Raw genomic sequence first — 17,050 nt, forward strand, 5'->3', positions numbered from 1 at the left:
TTTATGAAAAAACAATTAATTGATAAATTAAAATTAATTGCTCGTAAGGGACTCATCGTGATGAACGATGGGTTTCTTTGTTTATCAGTTAAAAAAGGGCAAATGATTTTTGAAAGTTTTAACGGTAAGAATATTAACGATAATCCTTTGGCTATTTACCAACAGCTTATTAAAAATAAACCTGAATTAGCAGAGAAAATGTATTTTAGTGTTAAACCTAGTGAATATCGCCGGTTAAAAGCAGAGCACCCCAACATACGAATTATTAAGCGATTTACTCCCCAATGGGTAAGTATTATTGCTCGGGCTCAATTTTGGGTAATGAACTCACGAATGCCAACCTGGTGGAAGAAAAATAAACAGACGACTTATATTCAAACTTGGCATGGAACCCCATTAAAAAAACTGGGGATTGATATTAGTAACGTGGAAATTCCGGGACAAACAACAGCGAGCTATCACGCTGATTTTAGTAAAGAGGCTAGTCGCTGGAATTACTTAATTGCACCTAATCAATATTCTGAGAATATTTTTACCAGGGCATTTAATTTTAAAAATCGCTATTTAGAAATTGGCTATCCTAGAAATGATGTTTTATATCAAGAAAATAACGCGCCTGCTATTAAAACTTTAAAGCAGCGAATACTGGGTAAAATTCCTAAGCGTATTATTATGTATGCACCAACCTGGCGTGACGATGATTTTATTCAACAAGGAAAGTATCATTTTACCTTACCATTTGATTTAAATCAGTTTTTTAAACAAGTTGATAATGATACAATTCTAATCATTAGACCCCATTATTTAGTTGCTGATCAAATTGACATTAGTGGATTTGAAGGACGGGTTTTTGTGATTCCTAATCATGATATTAATGAACTATATTTAATTACGGATCTTTTAATAACTGATTATTCGTCAGTTATGTTTGATTATGCTAATTTAAAGCGACCAATGTTATTTTTCGCGTATGACTTACCACATTATAAAGATAAACTGCGAGGATTTTATCTTCCTTATGATCAACAATATTTACCTGGTCCTTTGGTAACTCAAACCCAGGATTTTTATCAAAAAATTGCTAGTTGGCATCGTACGGGAATAAACCAGGTGTATAGTCAAAAATTAGCGGAGTTCAATCAACAATTTTGTAGTTGGGATGATGGTCATGCAGCACAACAAGTTAGTAATTTAATCCAAGAAGTAATTAAAGGAGAAGATCATGGATAATTCATTTTTAATTGGTTCACACGTTAGCATGAAGGGAACGGAAATGTTTCTAGGAGCAGCCCAAGAAGCACAATCATTTAATGAAAATGTCTTTATGGTTTATACAGGTGCTCCCCAAAATACAGTACGAAAACCAGTTGAAAAATTTAGGGCAACCGAAGGAGAAGAATATATGACTGCTCACGGATTGCAACAAGTAGTCGTGCATGCACCATATATTATTAATTTAGGAAATACCACTAAACCAGAAAATTTTAGATTTGGTATTGAATTCTTAAAATCTGAAATTCAGCGAGCAGAAGCTATTGGAGCAAAGCAAATTGTCTTACATCCAGGCGCTCACGTTGGTGCAGGTGCTAAAAAAGCCATCCAACAAATTGCGGACGGCTTAAATGAAGTGATTGATCCTAATCAAAAAGTACAAATTGCTCTAGAAACGATGGCTGGTAAGGGAACTGAAGTTGGTCGTAGTTTTGAGGAGATCGCAGCTATCATTGAAAAAATTAATAATCCTGAAAAAATTTCAGTAACTTTTGATACTTGTCATACTAATGATGCTGGTTATGATGTTAAAAATAATTTTGATGAAGTACTCAAAGAATTTGATGATGTGATTGGTTTAGATAAATTAGCAGTAGTTCATTTAAATGATTCTAAAAACGAAATGGGTAGCCATAAAGATCGTCATGAAATTATTGGTTTAGGAACAATTGGATTTGAGGCACTTAACCAAATTGCCCACCATCCCAGCTTAACTAATATTCCTAAAATTTTAGAAACACCAATTCTTAAAGATACTGATAATAAAAAAATCACTTATAATCCACATGGCTATGAAGTAGCTATGCTAAGAAACCAGCGAATGAATGATAATATTATTGAAGATATGAAAAACCAGGTTGCTTTTTAGTTATTTTTGCAAATCAATGTTAAGACTTTCCAGGATGATCGAGGCCGTTTCTTCAATGGATTTATTAGCGACGTTAATGGTCAAGCAATCAATCCGTCTATATAAATTGATGGCATATTCTAATTCTTGACGAATATGACTGGTATCTGAATATGGAGTTTCGGCATTAAGGCCATATGCAAGCATACGTTGACGTCTAATTTGACTTAATTTTTCTGGACTATTAGTTAAACCAAAAATCCGATTATGATCAACTTGTTTTAATTCAGCAGGAATCTTTAAATCTGGACCCACTGGCAGGTTGGCTACCCGTAAGCCTTGGTTAGCTAAATAAAGGGATAAGGGTGTTTTAGAGGTACGAGAGACACCTAATAGTACAATATCGGCTTCTAGCATCCCCTTAGGGTTCTTACCATCATCATTAGTGACGGCAAATTCCATTGCGTCAATTCGACTAAAGTAAGCTGGATTAAGATCATGAATTAGTCCTGGAACATTTTCTGGAATTAACCCAGTAGCTTGAGTGATGAAGCCCATGGGTGTCTGAATACAATCAAATGAATATAAGCCATGGTCTTTAGCATAGTTAGTAACCATATCACTAAGTTCCTGGTTAACTAGAGTATGAAAAATCATTGCTTGTTGTTCTTGGGCCATATGTAAAATGCCAGTTAAAATAGATTCGGTTTGAACAAACGGAAAACGATGCAGTTTAGGTTCTAAAGTAGGAAATTGGGATGCCGCTGTTTGAGCTACTGTTTGAGTAGTTGCGCCACTAGAATCAGATATAATGAAGAAATTAATCGTTTTAGCCATGATTGAAATACCTCGTTTTTTTATTAATTTTAGCATGCAAATACTTTTTGTCACAAATTGTTGACGTATTTTACAAACTTATGTATAATTTACTCTGGACCGTTGTTAAGTATTGTTTTTTTGCTTTGTAACAGTTACATTTCAAGCGCGGAGGGAGGGAATTTCATATGGCAAAGACAGTCGTTCGAAAAAACGAGTCTCTTGATGATGCTCTTCGACGCTTTAAACGAACAGTTTCAAAAAGCGGTACACTTCAGGAATATCGTAAACGCGAATTTTACGAAAAACCAAGTGTCAAGAAAAAGTTAAAATCAGAAGCAGCACGTAAACGTAATAATAAGAAGAAGCGCCGTTTCTAAGCGTATTTTGAGATCGGGACCTAATTTATTAGGTTCTGATCTTTTTTAATGTTAAAATTAAACTATAAAAACTTAAGGAGATACCTGAATAATGAACAAACAAGAACAATTAAATGCAGATCTAAAAACAGCCATGAAGTCGCGTGATAAGTTATCATTAACCGTTATTCGGGGACTTAAATCACAATTAACTAATAAACAAATTGAATTAGGACATGAACTTTCAGACTCAGAAGCTGATGAAGTAATTCTAAAAGAATTAAAGCAACAAAAAGAATCACTAACTGAATTTGAAAAAGGCGGTCGTGATGATTTAGCGGATGAACAAAAAGCTCAAATTGAAATCACCGAAAAATATGCTCCTAAACAAATGGACACGGCAGAAATTCAACAAGTAGTGTCTCAAACTATCAAAGATGTGAATGCTAGTTCTATGAGTGACTTTGGTAAAGTTATGGGTGCGGTTATGCCTAAATTAAAAGGGCAGGCAGACGGTAATGAAGTCAAAGCAGCAGTTAAACAGGCCCTTCAATAAAAAGTAAAGGAGCTCACTTATTTGACAGAAATAAATGACGAAAAGTTAATTACTCGTGAAGTAAATATTGATAATGCCGATACGCTTTTAGCGGTTGTGGGAGCCCAAAATGCTTTTATGACTATCCTTGAAGAAGGTTTAAATGTATCAATTAATGTCTTTGGCACTAGTCTGAAAATTTCTGGAGCTGAAGAACCGGTTAATTTAGCCGAGACAGTTATTGATAATCTAGTTGCACTAGTTGATCATGATATCACCATTAACAGTAGCGATATTGTTAGTGCTGTTTCAATGGCTCAAAAAGGCACTTTAGGTTATTTTCAAGACTTGTATAATCATGTGCTCCTAAAAGATGCTAAGGGCAAGGCCATTAGAATTAAAACTTTTGGTCAACGACAATACGTTAATTCTATTAAGCACAATGATATTACTTTCGGCATTGGACCGGCCGGAACTGGAAAAACGTTTTTGGCAGTAGTGATGGCCGTTGCAGCTTTAAAAAAGGGCTTAGTGGATCGAATTGTTTTAACTCGACCAGCTGTTGAAGCGGGTGAAAGCCTGGGCTTTTTACCTGGCGATTTAAAGGACAAGGTTGATCCATATCTTCGGCCAATTTATGACGCCTTAAATGCTATTTATGGGGTCGAACATACGGAGCGGCTTATTGAACGCAATGTAATTGAAATTGCTCCGTTAGCTTATATGCGGGGGCGAACATTAGATAATGCTTTCGTTATTTTAGATGAGGCTCAAAATACCACTAATTCGCAAATGAAGATGTTTCTTACTCGTCTAGGATTTGGTTCTAAAATGATTGTAAACGGTGATGTATCACAAATTGATATTCCTAATAAACGTCATAGTGGTTTAGTGGAAGCCCAACAAATTTTACGTGAAGTTGATGGTATTAATTTTGTTGAATTCACGTCAGAAGATGTGGTACGCCACCCAGTAGTGGCAAAGATTATCAACGCTTACGAGCAAACTGGACAATAAAGAGGAGTATGTAAATGGATTTAGAAATATTTGATAATACTAAAGATGGGGTTCCTGCAGAACATATTGATTTAGTAAAAAACATTTTGAATTATGCTGGTAAATATATTGAATTAGCGGATGATACTGAAATGTCAGTAACTTTTGTTAACAACGACGAAATTCAAGAAATTAATAAAAAATATCGTGGAGTTAATCGGGCCACGGATGTTATTAGTTTTGCTATTGAAGATGGTGACGATGATACTGATTTTCCAGTCATTATGGATGATGAAATGGCTCAAGAAATTCCAGAAAATATTGGTGATATCTTTGTTTCTATCGATAAAGTAGCTGAACAAGCCGAATTTTTAGATCACTCTTATGAGCGTGAACTTGGGTTTTTAGTTGTTCATGGTTTTCTGCATTTAAACGGTTATGACCACATGAAACCAGAAGACGAAGCAGTTATGTTTCCACTACAAAGAAAGATTTTAGACGATTATGGCCTTACGAGATAAAAAACAAATCACGAAAAATAACTCCTTTCCGCAATCACTAAGACATGCGCTTGATGGTTTAGGACGTTTGATTAAGGAAGAACGAAATTTTCGTTTCGATGTAATTATTAGTTTAATAGTGATTATTTTTGGTATTATTTTTCAGTTAGGTATTAATGATTGGCTTTGGTTAACGGTTGCAATGTTTACTGTTTTAGGATCAGAAGCTGTGAATTCCATTGTGGAAAATGTGGTTGATTTAATTGTTGATCATCAGTTTAATTTGTTAGCTAAACGTGCTAAGGATATTGCGGCAGGTGGCGTTTTATTATCTGCAATTTTTGCGATTATCGTTGGTGGTTTAGTGTTTGTTCCAGCAGTTATTCAATATTTTCATATAGGAGGATAAAAATGCAAAATCCAGATTTTCATTCGGGCTTTGTAGCCATTGTAGGGCGTCCTAACGTCGGCAAATCAACTTTTCTTAATCGAGTAGTTGGTCAAAAAGTGGCTATTATGAGTGATAAGGCTCAAACAACGAGAAATAAAATTCAAGGCGTATACACTACAGATGATGCTCAAATTGTATTCATTGATACTCCCGGCATTCATAAACCTCAAAATAAATTAGGGGACTTTATGATGGAGTCTGCTTTATCGGCTTTAAAAGAAGTCGATGCGGTATTATTTATGGTTAACGCTACTGAGCGTCGTGGCGCAGGTGATAACTTTATTATTGATCGACTTAAAAACGTTGATAAACCAATTTTTTTAGTTATTAATAAAATTGATGAAATTTCACCAGATGATTTGTTCCCAATAATTGAACAATATAAAGAAGCTTTGCCGTTTAAAGAAGTCTTTCCTATTTCGGCTCTACAAGGAAATAATGTTAGCCAGTTAATTGATAAATTAATTGATACCCTTCCTGAGGGGCCGCAATATTATCCTGATGATCAAGTGACTGATCACCCAGAACGATTTATCATTTCGGAATTAATTCGTGAAAAAGTTTTGCAATTAACTCGTCAGGAAATTCCACATTCAGTGGCTGTTTATATCGACAAGATAGGTAATGAAAATGATAAAGTGCATATTCAAGCAACTATTATCGTTGAAAGAGACGGTCAAAAGGGAATTGTAATTGGTAAAAAAGGTTCCATGTTAAAGAAAATTGGTACCTTAGCTCGTAAAGATATTGAAAATCTTTTGGGAAGTAAAGTTTACCTTGAGCTTTGGGTAAAAGTACAACCAAGATGGCGGGACAAGGCATCATTACTTGAATCATACGGTTATCAAAAAAATGATTATTAGTTTATAAAGAGGTAAATTTTGAGGCAACAACGACAATTAACAGATTTTACTGGGATTGTTATGTATTCTAAGCCGTATCGTGACCGAGATCTCTTAGTAAAATATTTAACCAAGGAGTTTGGTAAAAAGATGTTTTTGATACGCGGTGCCAAGCGTCCTAAGTTTAAAATGAAGGCAGCTATTTTGCCATTTGCTTATGGCGTATTTTCTGGTAGCGTGGTGTCAGATGGTCTGTCTTATTTGAATAGTACTAAGGATATTAAACATTTTAAAAATATTTCAGCTGATATTGTCAAAAATGCATATGCGACTTATATTTTTTCGTTAATTGACTTAGCTTATCAGGATGGAAATGTTATTCCGGTTGTATATAATCAAGTTCAATTAGGTCTTGAACTAATTGATAAAGGCATTGATGCCGAAATTATTTCTAACATTTTTGAGGTACAGTTATTAGCGGCATTTGGAGTTGCTCCTAATTGGCGTGATTGTGTGGTCTGTCATCGAACCGATTTGCCGTTTGATTATTCAGAAGAATATGGTGGCTTGTTATGTCAAAGCCATTGGCACCTAGATCCATACCGATTGAGATTAGATGCAAGAACCATTTATTATTTACGCCTGTTCTCAGAAATTAATTTAACTAAGATTAATGACATCAAAGTCCAAAAACCAACAAAACAAAAAATTCGCCAAACTTTAGATCAAATTTACGAACATAGTGTTGGGGTGATACCTAAAAGCAAACGCTTTTTGGATCAATTGGATGATTTACAGATTGAGTAATAGTCAGTTGACAAAATTTTTGTTCTAAACTATTATGATTTCATATGAATATTTAGTGATGAAAAAAGAGAGAGACTGAGAAAATTTCAAGCGATTTCGGGATAGTGAGAGCCGAAAAATGGAATTAGTTTTCTGGCACTTTTGGAGCTAAAACTAACTAAGCGCCGGTTTATTTTACCGGAACTAGGGTGGAACCGCGATTATTATCGTCCCTATACGAGATATTATATTTCGTATAGGGATTTTTATTTTGAGTAGGAGGAAAATTATGACTAAAAGTTTGTCCGTACAACAAATTATTTTAAAATTACAACAATACTGGGCTGCTCAAGGTTGCATGTTAATGCAAGCATATGATACCGAAAAGGGTGCTGGAACAATGAGTCCATATACTTTTTTAAGAGCAGTAGGACCAGAGCCATGGAACGCAGCATATATTGAACCATCTCGTCGACCAGCAGATGGTCGGTACGGGGAAAATCCTAATCGCTTATATCAACATCACCAATTTCAAGTGATTATGAAACCTTCTCCAGAAAATATTCAAGAACTTTATTTGAATAGTTTGAAGGAACTAGGAATTGATCCTTTGGAACATGATATTCGTTTTGTGGAAGATAACTGGGAAAACCCCTCAATGGGTTGTGCTGGTGTTGGTTGGGAAGTTTGGCTTGATGGTATGGAAGTCACCCAATTTACTTATTTCCAAATTGTTGGTGGTCAAGAAATGGATCCTGTTGCTTCAGAAATTACCTATGGATTAGAACGACTCAGTTCATATATTCAAGATGTTAATTCAGTATTTGATTTGGAATGGGCTGATAATGTTAAATATGGCGATATTTTTAAGGAACCTGAATTTGAACATTCTAAATACAGTTTTGAAGAAAGTAACCAAGAGATGCTTTTGGAGTTCTTTAATCAATATGAAAATGAAGCAAAGCGTTTGTTAGATGATAATTTAGTTCATCCAGCCTATGATTATATTTTGAAATGTAGTCATACTTTTAACTTGCTTGATGCCAGAGGGGCGGTTTCGGTAACTGAACGAGCTGGATACCTTTCTCGAATTCGTAATATGGCTAGACGTGTGGCCAAGGAATTCGTTGAAGAACGCCGCAAATTAGGTTTTCCTTTGATTAAGGATGAAGCCAAACGGCAAGCATTATTAAATGAGGAGGACCAAAACAATGGCAAATAAATTCTTATTGGAAATCGGTTTAGAAGAAATGCCCGCACATGTTGTTACTCCTAGTGTGGAACAATTAAAACAACGCGTAAGTAGTTACTTGAAAGATCAACGAATTGAGTTTGGTTCAATTGAAATGTTCGCGACGCCTAGAAGATTAGCTGTTATCGTTAATGATTTAGCCGCCAAACAACCAGATATCGATGAAGAAGTTAAAGGCCCAGCCAAAAAAATTGCTCAAGACGCAGATGGTAATTGGACCAAGGCAGCCATTGGATTTAGTAAAGGTCAAGGAGCCGATGTTTCTGATATCATCTTTAAAGAAGTTAAGGGAACTGAATATGTCTTTGTTAAAAAACATATTAATGGTCAACCAGTTCAAGAAGTTTTAGCTGGTATGAAAGATGTTATTACTTCAATGACATTTCCTACTTTGATGAAGTGGGGTGAATTTAAGCTTAACTATATTCGCCCAATTAAGTGGTTGATTGCTTTATATAATAATGAAGTTATTCCGCTTGACGTGTTAGACGTTACTACTGATAAAATTTCTGCTGGTCACCGTTTCTTGGGTCATGACGTAGAAATTAATCATCCAGATGAATATGAGGAAAAATTAACAGAACAATTTGTAATTGCTAGCCCTAAACGGCGGAAAGATTTGATTAAAAAACAAATTAATCAAATTGCGACTGATAATAACTGGCAGATCAACATTGATCAAGATCTTTTAGAAGAGGTTACTAACTTAGTTGAATGGCCAACGGCCTTTACGGGTTCCTTTGATGAAAAATACCTAAAGATTCCAAATGAAGTTTTAATTACCTCAATGAAGGATCATCAACGGTTTTTCTATGTTTTAGATCAAGCCGGTAACTTATTGCCTGATTTTATTTCAGTGCGAAATGGAAATGATCATTTTATCGAAAACGTGATTGCTGGAAATGAAAAAGTGTTAACCGCGCGATTAGAAGATGCAATGTTCTTCTTTGAAGAAGATCAAAAGAGTAGTATTGCAGATTACGTTGAGCGCTTGAAGAAAGTTAGTTTCCACGACAAAATTTCCACTATGTATGAAAAGATGCTACGAGTAAAAGTTATCGCAACGGTTTTGGCCGATAAAATTGGCCTTAATGATAACCAAAAAAATGATTTATCCAGAGCAGCTGAAATTTATAAATTTGATTTAGTCTCTGGCATGGTTGGTGAATTTGCGGAACTTCAAGGGATTATGGGAGAAAAATATGCCCTAATTCAAGGTGAAAATGCGACTGTAGCTCAAGCAATTCGAGAACACTACATGCCAATTTCTGCTAATGGTGAACTACCTGAAACTACAGTTGGTTCAGTATTAGCGGTTGCTGATAAGTTAGACAGCATCATGACTTTCTTTAGTGCGGGAATGATTCCAAGTGGTTCTAATGATCCATATGCTTTGCGTCGTCAAGCTTCCGGTATCGTTCGCATTATTAATCATGAAAATTGGTTAATTGACGTGGAAGGATTACTTAATCAAATTGAATTGCAAGAACAGGTCGTTCAAGTTGCGCCTCAACTTGATTTAAAAGGGCAAAATGCAGCTGTCATTGATTTCTTGAAAGATCGAGTTCGTCAACTTTTAAGTGATAATAAGGTTCGTTATGATATTGTAGATGCTGTTTCTAATAGTAGCAGTGACAATATTTTGTATATGATTGAAAGTGCTAATGTGTTAATGGATCACAAAGATGATGATTCATTTAAAGCAGTAATTGAATCATTGACTCGAGTACTTAGAATAGCAGTTAAAAATCCGGTTGTCCTTTCAGTTGATGAGTCATTATTTGAAAATGATGCCGAAATGGCTTTATATCAAGCCGTGAATAAGTTAGTGGCTAACTTTAACCAATTAAATGCTAATGAGGCCTATGATCAATTAGCTAATTTACAAAATATTATCGCTAATTACTTTGAAGAGACTATGGTTATGGTTGATGACGAAAAAATTAAAAATAACCGGTTAGCTGAACTAAATTTACTTGCTCAATTAATTTTAAAACTGGGTGATTTAAATCAATTAGTTGTCAAAGGCTAATAGTTGTTCAGATTTGATAAATATGTTAGTATAATTCAGTATCTCTTAATATATTGATTGTTTAGTCGCACCCGTTTTTGGGTGCGACTTTTGCAAGTAATTCAGGATTTTTTGGAGGAGGCCTAGTTAATGGCGATGATTCCAGACACAGTGGTCGAAGAGATTCGTTCGCAAACCAACATTACGGATGTCGTTAGTCAGTATGTTTCATTACATCAATCTGGTAAGAATTTGTTTGGATTGTGTCCATTTCATGAGGAGCGAACACCATCATTTTCTGTGTCAGAGTCTAAACAAATTTTTCATTGTTTCAGTTGTGGTCGTGGTGGTAATGTTTTTACTTTTCTGATGGAATTAGAGCATTTATCTTTTCCCGAAGCGGTTCAAAAAGTAGCTACCATTGAAAATTTTCCGTTAGCTAGTGAATATATTCAAGCTGATAATACTGCCACTAAGGAAACTTCTAGTCATCGTCAACTAGTTAACTTGTACGAAGAAGCAGCCAAGTTATATCATCATATTCTAGTAAATACGAAATTGGGTCGAACGGCTCTCGATTATCTTCATCAGCGTGATGTTAGTGACGAAATGATCAATGAGTTTAATTTAGGTTATGCTCCTGATCAGCGATTACTAAAACCAATGTTTGAAGAACGTAAAATTGATTATCAATTATTACGTAAATCAGGACTCTTCTCTGAAACTCAAAGCGGCGATATTTTAGATCGCTTCGTAGATCGAGTTATGTATCCGATTCGTGAGGCTAGTGGTGCTACGATTGCTTTTTCAGGACGTTTATTAACGCCCAATGATGAAATGCCAAAATATTTAAATAGTCCGGAAACGGAAATATTTAATAAAGGTAAAACCATCTTCAACCTGGACAAAGCCAAGGTTAACATTCGTCAAGAACATTCAGTAATTTTATTTGAAGGTTTTATGGATGTGATTACCGCTTATAATGCTGGAATAGTAAATGGTGTTGCTTCGATGGGAACTAGTCTAACTGATGAACAGGTTTACGATCTGAAACGAATCACAAATCAAATATTTATTAGTTATGATGGTGATCAGCCTGGTCAAAAAGCTACTAAACGAGCCATTGATATTCTTAATCAGGCTCACCATTTTGATGTGAAAATAGTGGTGGTTCCTGATGGTATGGATCCGGACGAATTTATTAGAAATCGTGGTGAAGAGTCCTTTAGGGAACTCCTGAAGGGTGCACAAACTGAAGTTGAATTTCAATTACTACAATTACAGGATCAATTTAATCTTTCGTCCGAAGCAGGTCAAAGTGATTATATCCATTCGGCACTAAAAGTAATTGCGACTATTAATTCATCAATTGATCAAGATCTGTATTTAAATCAGTTAGCGGCTAAGTTTAATATTGATAAAATGGTTTTAAAAAACCAATTACCGGCAACAAAGACGCCAGTTACTTCTCAGAATAATATTTCTGCTCCGATTAATTATCGGCCTACGATGACTGTTGAACCAGCATTATCACTAATTGAAAAAACTGAACGTCGCATTTTGAAGCGAATGTTGTATGATAGAGATGTATGGCTTAAAGTTACCAACATGTCTAATTTTGCTTTCATCCATGAAAATTACCAAATGCTATTTTTATTAGCTGAAGGTTATTTTGAAACGCATGATGAATTTAAAATTGCAACGTTTGAAACAATGATTAAACAAGCACCACTTCAACAATTGCTTATTGCTGTGGATATGGTAGATTTACCAGAAAATATTACCGAATCTGAAATTGATGATTATTTGAATATTATGATGTATCAAACACCAATTCAAAATGAATTAGATCAAAAAAAGGCAGAAATGAAAGAAGCTGCTAGATTAGGTGACAGTACTCGACAACGGCGACTAGCAATTGAAATCATTTCCCTCGAAAAGAAAAAACGAACTAGACAATAGGTTGAAACGGGAGGCATTTTATGGCTACAAAAAAGACCACTAAAGCAGAAGAAAAAGATAAGGTATATAAAAAAGAATTTGATGCGATTGTTAAAGAAAATAAACCTATCGGTCACTTGGTTTATAATGAATTAGATTCCAAGATTATCAAACCTTATACTTTAAATGAAAAAGAAACTGAAGAATTACTAGAATCAATTGAAGATTCCGGTATCAGTGTTGTGGACGAAAATGGTGAACCAGATCCACGGGCCTTAAACGCCGCCAAAAAAGTGACTAAAAAAGAATTAGCTGACGTTTCAGCACCAATCGGGGTCAAGATTAATGATCCAGTTAGAATGTATTTAAAAGAAATTGGTCGCGTGCCTTTATTAAAAGCCGAAGAAGAAGTTAGTTTGGCCAAACGTATCGAAGATGGTGATGAGTCTGCTAAACAAGAACTAGCAGAAGCCAACTTGCGGTTGGTAGTTTCAATTGCCAAACGTTATGTCGGTCGAGGTATGCAATTCTTGGATTTAATTCAAGAAGGTAACATGGGATTGATGAAGGCCGTAGAAAAATTTGATTACCGAAAAGGATTCAAATTTTCTACTTACGCTACTTGGTGGATTCGTCAAGCAATTACACGGGCCATTGCGGATCAAGCTCGGACGATTCGAATTCCGGTCCATATGGTTGAAACTATCAATAAATTAATCAGAATTCAACGCCAATTATTACAAGATTTAGGCCGTGAACCATTACCGGAAGAAATCGGGGCCGAAATGGATATGCCAACTGAAAAAGTTCGGGGCATCCTAAAAATTGCTCAAGAACCGGTTTCATTAGAAACACCAATTGGAGAAGAGGACGATTCTCATTTGGGTGATTTTATCGAAGACCAAGATGCCACTTCTCCTGCAGATCATGCTGCTTATGAAATGCTAAAAGAACAGTTAGAAACGGTATTAGATACTTTAACTGATCGAGAAGAAAATGTACTTCGACTTAGATTTGGTTTAGATGATGGTCGCACTCGTACGCTTGAAGAAGTTGGTAAGGTATTTGGCGTTACTCGGGAACGAATTCGTCAAATTGAAGCGAAGGCATTACGCAAATTGCGCCACCCATCACGTAGTAAACAATTAAAAGATTTCCTAGAATAACTAGGATAAATAGATAAAAAGCGGGGAGAAATCTCTGCTTTTTTTATACATATTTTTAATTAGGTAGCTTATAATAAAGTTAAATTACTTATCGAAGGAGTATTTCATGAATAGTTCTCATTTATCTGATCGTCTTCAAGCGGTCGCTGATTTTGTTCCTAAAAATAGTATTGTGGCAGACATTGGTTCTGATCATGCTTATTTACCCATTTACTTAGCAGAAACCAACGTCATCTCAAGTGGTATTGCTGGTGAAGTTGCCCAAGGGCCATTAAATAATGCCATTCATGAAATTACTAAGGCTAATTTGTTGGATATAATTACCCCAAGACTTGCTAATGGATTGGCGGCTATTGAGCCAACTGATCATGTTGATACCATTACCATTGCTGGAATGGGGGGAACTTTAATTAGTCAAATTCTAACAGAAGGCCAAAACGTCCTTAAAAATCAACCACTACTGATTTTACAACCTAATATTGGAGAAGATATTGTTAGAGAGTGGCTAATGAATAATCATTATGAAATTATTGAAGAAGCTATCTTAGCTGAAGGTGGCCATACTTACGAGATAATTGTTGCTAAAGCGGTAGTTAGTGTAGTTCACTATACTTCAAAACAGTTACGATTTGGCCCCAAATTAATGCAAGTACAAAACGACGCCTTTTTAAATAAATGGCGTCATGAACTAGCTACTAATCAGCAGGTTTTACGTGATTTAGAACAAGCAGTTCATGTTCCCAAGGAGAAAGTAGAAAAAATTAAAAATAAAGTGACGATGATCAGTGAGGTGTTAAATAATGAAGGTTAGAGAATTAGTAGAACGGTTTGAGCAATATGCTCCTAAGCAAATTGCTGAGCCTAATGATCCAGTAGGATTACAAATTGGTTCTTTAGATGCAGAGATTCACAATGTTATGACAACCCTAGACGTTAGACCAGAAGTGGTACAAGAAGCTATTGATAACAATATCGATTTTATTTTTGCTCACCATCCGGTAATGTTTCGTCCAGCTAAAAATCTAGATTTAAGTAATCCCCAAAATAAAATGTATGCTGATTTAATTCAGCATCATATTACGGTTTATGCTGCTCATACTAATTTAGATTCAGCTAACAATGGATTAAATGATTGGTTGGCTGAAGCTTTACAGCTAGTGGATACAACGGGATTAGTGCCTGGGTATACGGAGGCTATTTATTCATTGACAGTACAAGCACCTAAAATTTATGCTAACGCTGTTCAAATGTCTTTAGTTGATGCTGGTGCTGAAATTACTGCCGATGGCTCTAGTGGCTATACTTTTCAATGGGATGGGTTGATTCAATATGTTACGCCAGTAGGAGTACAACCAGGTGCCAGTGCAGTAGAAACTCCTGCTGAACAGGATAACACTAGAATTGAATTTGAAGTTTCTGAAGGTCACTTAACCGATGTATTAAAAGCACTTTATGATGTTCATCCGTTGGATCAACCAATTTATCACTTGGTTAAATTAGATGATCACCGCTTACAGTATTCTATGGGGCGAATTGGTAAATTAAGACAATCAATGACTGTTAAAGAATTGGCTGAGCTATGCAAGAAAACCTTTAAGGTAAATGGATTACGAGTAGTTGCTAATGAGTTGGATCGTTTGGTTCAAACCGTGGCCATTTTGGGTGGTGATGGAGGTAAGTTTTACCATATTGCTAAGCAAAAAGGAGCTGATGTTTACATTACTGGTGATGTTTATTATCATACTGGTCATGATATGTTAGCTAGTGATTTACCAGTTATAGATCCTGGACACCATATTGAAAGTATTTGTAAGCCCAAATTAGCTCAATTGATTAAACAATGGGCAAGCGAAAATGATTGGTCATTGCAAGTTGCTGAATCACAGATTAATACGGACCCATTTACATTTATTTAAAAAGGAGATTTTATTATGGCAAAGTATGAACAACTAATTCCTGATTTTATTGAATTTGTTAAAGTTAATACTCGTTCAGATGCAAACTCTAGTACCATTCCTTCAGCTAATCGTGAAACTGCTTTTTTGAACCATTTACAAACGAAACTCACACAAATGGGGCTAAAAGATGTTCATACAAACGAACAAAGTGGTTACGTTTTTGCTACTTTACCTGCTAATATTGATTATTCAACTCCAGTAGTGGGATTTATTTCCCATATTGATACAGCTGATTTTAATTCAGAAAATATTCAACCACAATTTGTGAAAAACTATGATGGTGAATCAGTAATTAAACTAGATAAAGCTGGAAAATATAACCTGGATCCTACAATTTTCCCTAATTTACGTAATTATAAAGGTGATACTTTAATCACTAGCGATGGTACTACGTTATTAGGAGCTGATGATAAATCTGGGGTAGCTGAAATTATTGCTGCCGTGAATTATTTGATGAATCATCCAGAAATTAAGCACGGGGAACTAAAATTAGGTTTTGGTCCAGATGAAGAAATTGGTACGGGAGCCAATCATTTTGATGTAAAAGATTTTGGAGCTGACGTAGCATATACCGTTGATGGTGGACCAGAAGGTGATCTCAATTATGAAACTTTTAATGCGGCCGATGCTAAAATCAAGGTACAAGGAACTAATGTTCATCCTTCTGACGCTAAGGGAGTGATGGTTAATTCATTGCAAGTAGCTATGGATTTTCATAACCAATTGCCTGCAGCTGATCGTCCCGAAAAAACTGATAATCGTCAAGGATTTTTCCACGTATACGCCTTCAACGGTACTGTGGATGCCAGTGAAATCGATTATATTATTCGTGATCATGATCGTGAAAAATTTGAGGCGCGTAAACAATTAGTAAAAGATATTGTCAACCAATTAAATCAGCAATATGGTGCAAATACAGTTTCATTGGATATGCATGATGAATATTACAATATGGGAGAAGTAGTCGCTGCTAATCCAGAGGTAGTTGATATCGCCGAACAAGCTATGAAAAATGTTGGTGTTAAACCTAATATTTTTGCTGTTCGGGGTGGAACAGATGGTTCTAAAATTTCTTTTATGGGATTACCTACTCCTAATATTTTTGCTGGTGGTGAAAATATGCATGGCCGTTTTGAATTTGTTTCAGAACGAGTGATGGAAAAAGCAACGGATGTTATTGTTGAAATTGCTAAACTATATGCTGCAAAATAATTGGTCAAAATTGGTCAAATTATTTTAGTTTCATCTCAATATTTGTTAAAATAGTACTACTTAGACTTGAAAATTAATTTTCAAGTCTTTTTAAATACAAATAAAA

17 protein-coding genes are annotated in these 17,050 nt (G+C 35.4%); 16 read left to right on the forward strand and 1 reads right to left on the reverse strand.

Annotation, left to right across the window (positions count from 1 at the left end):
- Nucleotides 1-3: 3 nt before the first annotated feature.
- Together HII32_RS06500 and HII32_RS06505 are read left to right on the forward strand one after the other, a co-directional pair.
- On the forward strand, nucleotides 4-1,230 hold the full coding sequence (locus HII32_RS06500; protein WP_172189544.1) for a CDP-glycerol glycerophosphotransferase family protein: 1,227 nt from the start codon (nucleotides 4-6) through the stop codon (nucleotides 1,228-1,230).
- Nucleotides 1,223-2,140, forward strand: coding sequence for a deoxyribonuclease IV (locus tag HII32_RS06505; protein ID WP_172189546.1), 918 nt, complete (start codon nucleotides 1,223-1,225; stop codon nucleotides 2,138-2,140). The genes HII32_RS06500 and HII32_RS06505 overlap by 8 nt, the downstream gene beginning before the upstream one ends.
- Here the strand turns inward: HII32_RS06505 and HII32_RS06510 are convergent, their stop codons facing one another.
- Entirely contained in the window at nucleotides 2,141-2,956 is an 816-nt protein-coding gene (locus tag HII32_RS06510) for a pyruvate, water dikinase regulatory protein (protein ID WP_172189548.1), read from the reverse strand.
- Nucleotides 2,957-3,123: 167 nt separating this feature from the next.
- On the opposite strand from HII32_RS06510, the gene rpsU reads away from it, so the two are divergent.
- The 14 genes from rpsU to pepT all read left to right on the forward strand — a co-directional run bounded on the left by rpsU (nucleotide 3,124) and on the right by pepT (nucleotide 16,944).
- Complete coding sequence (gene rpsU, locus HII32_RS06515) at nucleotides 3,124-3,315, forward strand: 30S ribosomal protein S21 (RefSeq protein ID WP_172189550.1); 192 nt, start codon at nucleotides 3,124-3,126, stop codon at nucleotides 3,313-3,315.
- A 91-nt stretch (nucleotides 3,316-3,406) separates the two neighbouring features.
- Nucleotides 3,407-3,850, forward strand: coding sequence for a GatB/YqeY domain-containing protein (locus HII32_RS06520; protein WP_172189552.1), 444 nt, complete (start codon nucleotides 3,407-3,409; stop codon nucleotides 3,848-3,850).
- Nucleotides 3,851-3,880: 30 nt separating this feature from the next.
- Entirely contained in the window at nucleotides 3,881-4,846 is a 966-nt protein-coding gene (locus HII32_RS06525) for a PhoH family protein (protein WP_343034684.1), read from the forward strand.
- Between the two features lie 14 nt (nucleotides 4,847-4,860).
- Complete coding sequence (gene ybeY, locus HII32_RS06530; protein ID WP_172189554.1) at nucleotides 4,861-5,346, forward strand: rRNA maturation RNase YbeY; 486 nt, start codon at nucleotides 4,861-4,863, stop codon at nucleotides 5,344-5,346.
- Nucleotides 5,330-5,734 carry a diacylglycerol kinase family protein gene (locus tag HII32_RS06535; protein ID WP_172189556.1) on the forward strand — a complete coding sequence of 135 codons (405 nt, stop codon included), beginning with the start codon at nucleotides 5,330-5,332 and terminating at the stop codon, nucleotides 5,732-5,734. Before ybeY ends, HII32_RS06535 begins: the two co-directional genes overlap by 17 nt.
- A 2-nt stretch (nucleotides 5,735-5,736) precedes the next feature.
- Entirely contained in the window at nucleotides 5,737-6,639 is a 903-nt protein-coding gene (gene era / locus HII32_RS06540) for a GTPase Era (protein WP_172189558.1), read from the forward strand.
- A gap of 18 nt (nucleotides 6,640-6,657) precedes the next feature.
- Nucleotides 6,658-7,425: a DNA repair protein RecO gene (recO, locus tag HII32_RS06545; RefSeq protein WP_281355391.1), complete on the forward strand. Its 768-nt coding sequence runs from the start codon at nucleotides 6,658-6,660 to the stop codon at nucleotides 7,423-7,425.
- Between the two features lie 268 nt (nucleotides 7,426-7,693).
- Nucleotides 7,694-8,626, forward strand: coding sequence for a glycine--tRNA ligase subunit alpha (glyQ, locus tag HII32_RS06550; protein ID WP_172189560.1), 933 nt, complete (start codon nucleotides 7,694-7,696; stop codon nucleotides 8,624-8,626).
- Nucleotides 8,616-10,688: a glycine--tRNA ligase subunit beta gene (glyS, locus tag HII32_RS06555; protein ID WP_172189562.1), complete on the forward strand. Its 2,073-nt coding sequence runs from the start codon at nucleotides 8,616-8,618 to the stop codon at nucleotides 10,686-10,688. The genes glyQ and glyS overlap by 11 nt, the downstream gene beginning before the upstream one ends.
- 129 nt (nucleotides 10,689-10,817) lie before the next feature.
- Entirely contained in the window at nucleotides 10,818-12,629 is a 1,812-nt protein-coding gene (gene dnaG / locus HII32_RS06560) for a DNA primase (protein ID WP_172189564.1), read from the forward strand.
- A gap of 20 nt (nucleotides 12,630-12,649) precedes the next feature.
- Nucleotides 12,650-13,774, forward strand: coding sequence for an RNA polymerase sigma factor RpoD (gene rpoD, locus HII32_RS06565; RefSeq protein ID WP_172189566.1), 1,125 nt, complete (start codon nucleotides 12,650-12,652; stop codon nucleotides 13,772-13,774).
- A gap of 106 nt (nucleotides 13,775-13,880) precedes the next feature.
- Nucleotides 13,881-14,585: a tRNA (adenine(22)-N(1))-methyltransferase gene (locus HII32_RS06570; RefSeq protein ID WP_172189568.1), complete on the forward strand. Its 705-nt coding sequence runs from the start codon at nucleotides 13,881-13,883 to the stop codon at nucleotides 14,583-14,585.
- Nucleotides 14,575-15,690: a Nif3-like dinuclear metal center hexameric protein gene (locus HII32_RS06575; protein ID WP_172189578.1), complete on the forward strand. Its 1,116-nt coding sequence runs from the start codon at nucleotides 14,575-14,577 to the stop codon at nucleotides 15,688-15,690. Before HII32_RS06570 ends, HII32_RS06575 begins: the two co-directional genes overlap by 11 nt.
- A 15-nt stretch (nucleotides 15,691-15,705) precedes the next feature.
- Nucleotides 15,706-16,944, forward strand: a complete 1,239-nt coding sequence (pepT, locus tag HII32_RS06580; RefSeq protein WP_172189580.1) for a peptidase T — start codon at nucleotides 15,706-15,708, stop codon at nucleotides 16,942-16,944.
- Nucleotides 16,945-17,050: the final 106 nt, after the last annotated feature.

The sequence above is a fragment of the Lentilactobacillus kribbianus genome, from assembly GCF_013184075.1.
In the GTDB taxonomy this organism is placed as follows: domain Bacteria; phylum Bacillota; class Bacilli; order Lactobacillales; family Lactobacillaceae; genus Lentilactobacillus; species Lentilactobacillus kribbianus.

Bases quoted from the DNA above. Each gene is read 5' to 3' on its own strand.
- HII32_RS06500 (WP_172189544.1), top strand. From the start codon at position 4: ATGAAAAAACAATTAATTGATAAATTAAAATTAATTGCTCGTAAGGGA.
- HII32_RS06505 (WP_172189546.1), top strand. From the start codon at position 1,223: ATGGATAATTCATTTTTAATTGGTTCACACGTTAGCATGAAGGGAACG.
- HII32_RS06510 (WP_172189548.1), bottom strand. From the start codon at position 2,956: ATGGCTAAAACGATTAATTTCTTCATTATATCTGATTCTAGTGGCGCA.
- rpsU (WP_172189550.1), top strand. From the start codon at position 3,124: ATGGCAAAGACAGTCGTTCGAAAAAACGAGTCTCTTGATGATGCTCTT.
- HII32_RS06520 (WP_172189552.1), top strand. From the start codon at position 3,407: ATGAACAAACAAGAACAATTAAATGCAGATCTAAAAACAGCCATGAAG.
- ybeY (WP_172189554.1), top strand. From the start codon at position 4,861: ATGGATTTAGAAATATTTGATAATACTAAAGATGGGGTTCCTGCAGAA.
- HII32_RS06535 (WP_172189556.1), top strand. From the start codon at position 5,330: ATGGCCTTACGAGATAAAAAACAAATCACGAAAAATAACTCCTTTCCG.
- era (WP_172189558.1), top strand. From the start codon at position 5,737: ATGCAAAATCCAGATTTTCATTCGGGCTTTGTAGCCATTGTAGGGCGT.
- glyQ (WP_172189560.1), top strand. From the start codon at position 7,694: ATGACTAAAAGTTTGTCCGTACAACAAATTATTTTAAAATTACAACAA.
- glyS (WP_172189562.1), top strand. From the start codon at position 8,616: ATGGCAAATAAATTCTTATTGGAAATCGGTTTAGAAGAAATGCCCGCA.
- dnaG (WP_172189564.1), top strand. From the start codon at position 10,818: ATGGCGATGATTCCAGACACAGTGGTCGAAGAGATTCGTTCGCAAACC.
- rpoD (WP_172189566.1), top strand. From the start codon at position 12,650: ATGGCTACAAAAAAGACCACTAAAGCAGAAGAAAAAGATAAGGTATAT.
- HII32_RS06570 (WP_172189568.1), top strand. From the start codon at position 13,881: ATGAATAGTTCTCATTTATCTGATCGTCTTCAAGCGGTCGCTGATTTT.
- HII32_RS06575 (WP_172189578.1), top strand. From the start codon at position 14,575: ATGAAGGTTAGAGAATTAGTAGAACGGTTTGAGCAATATGCTCCTAAG.
- pepT (WP_172189580.1), top strand. From the start codon at position 15,706: ATGGCAAAGTATGAACAACTAATTCCTGATTTTATTGAATTTGTTAAA.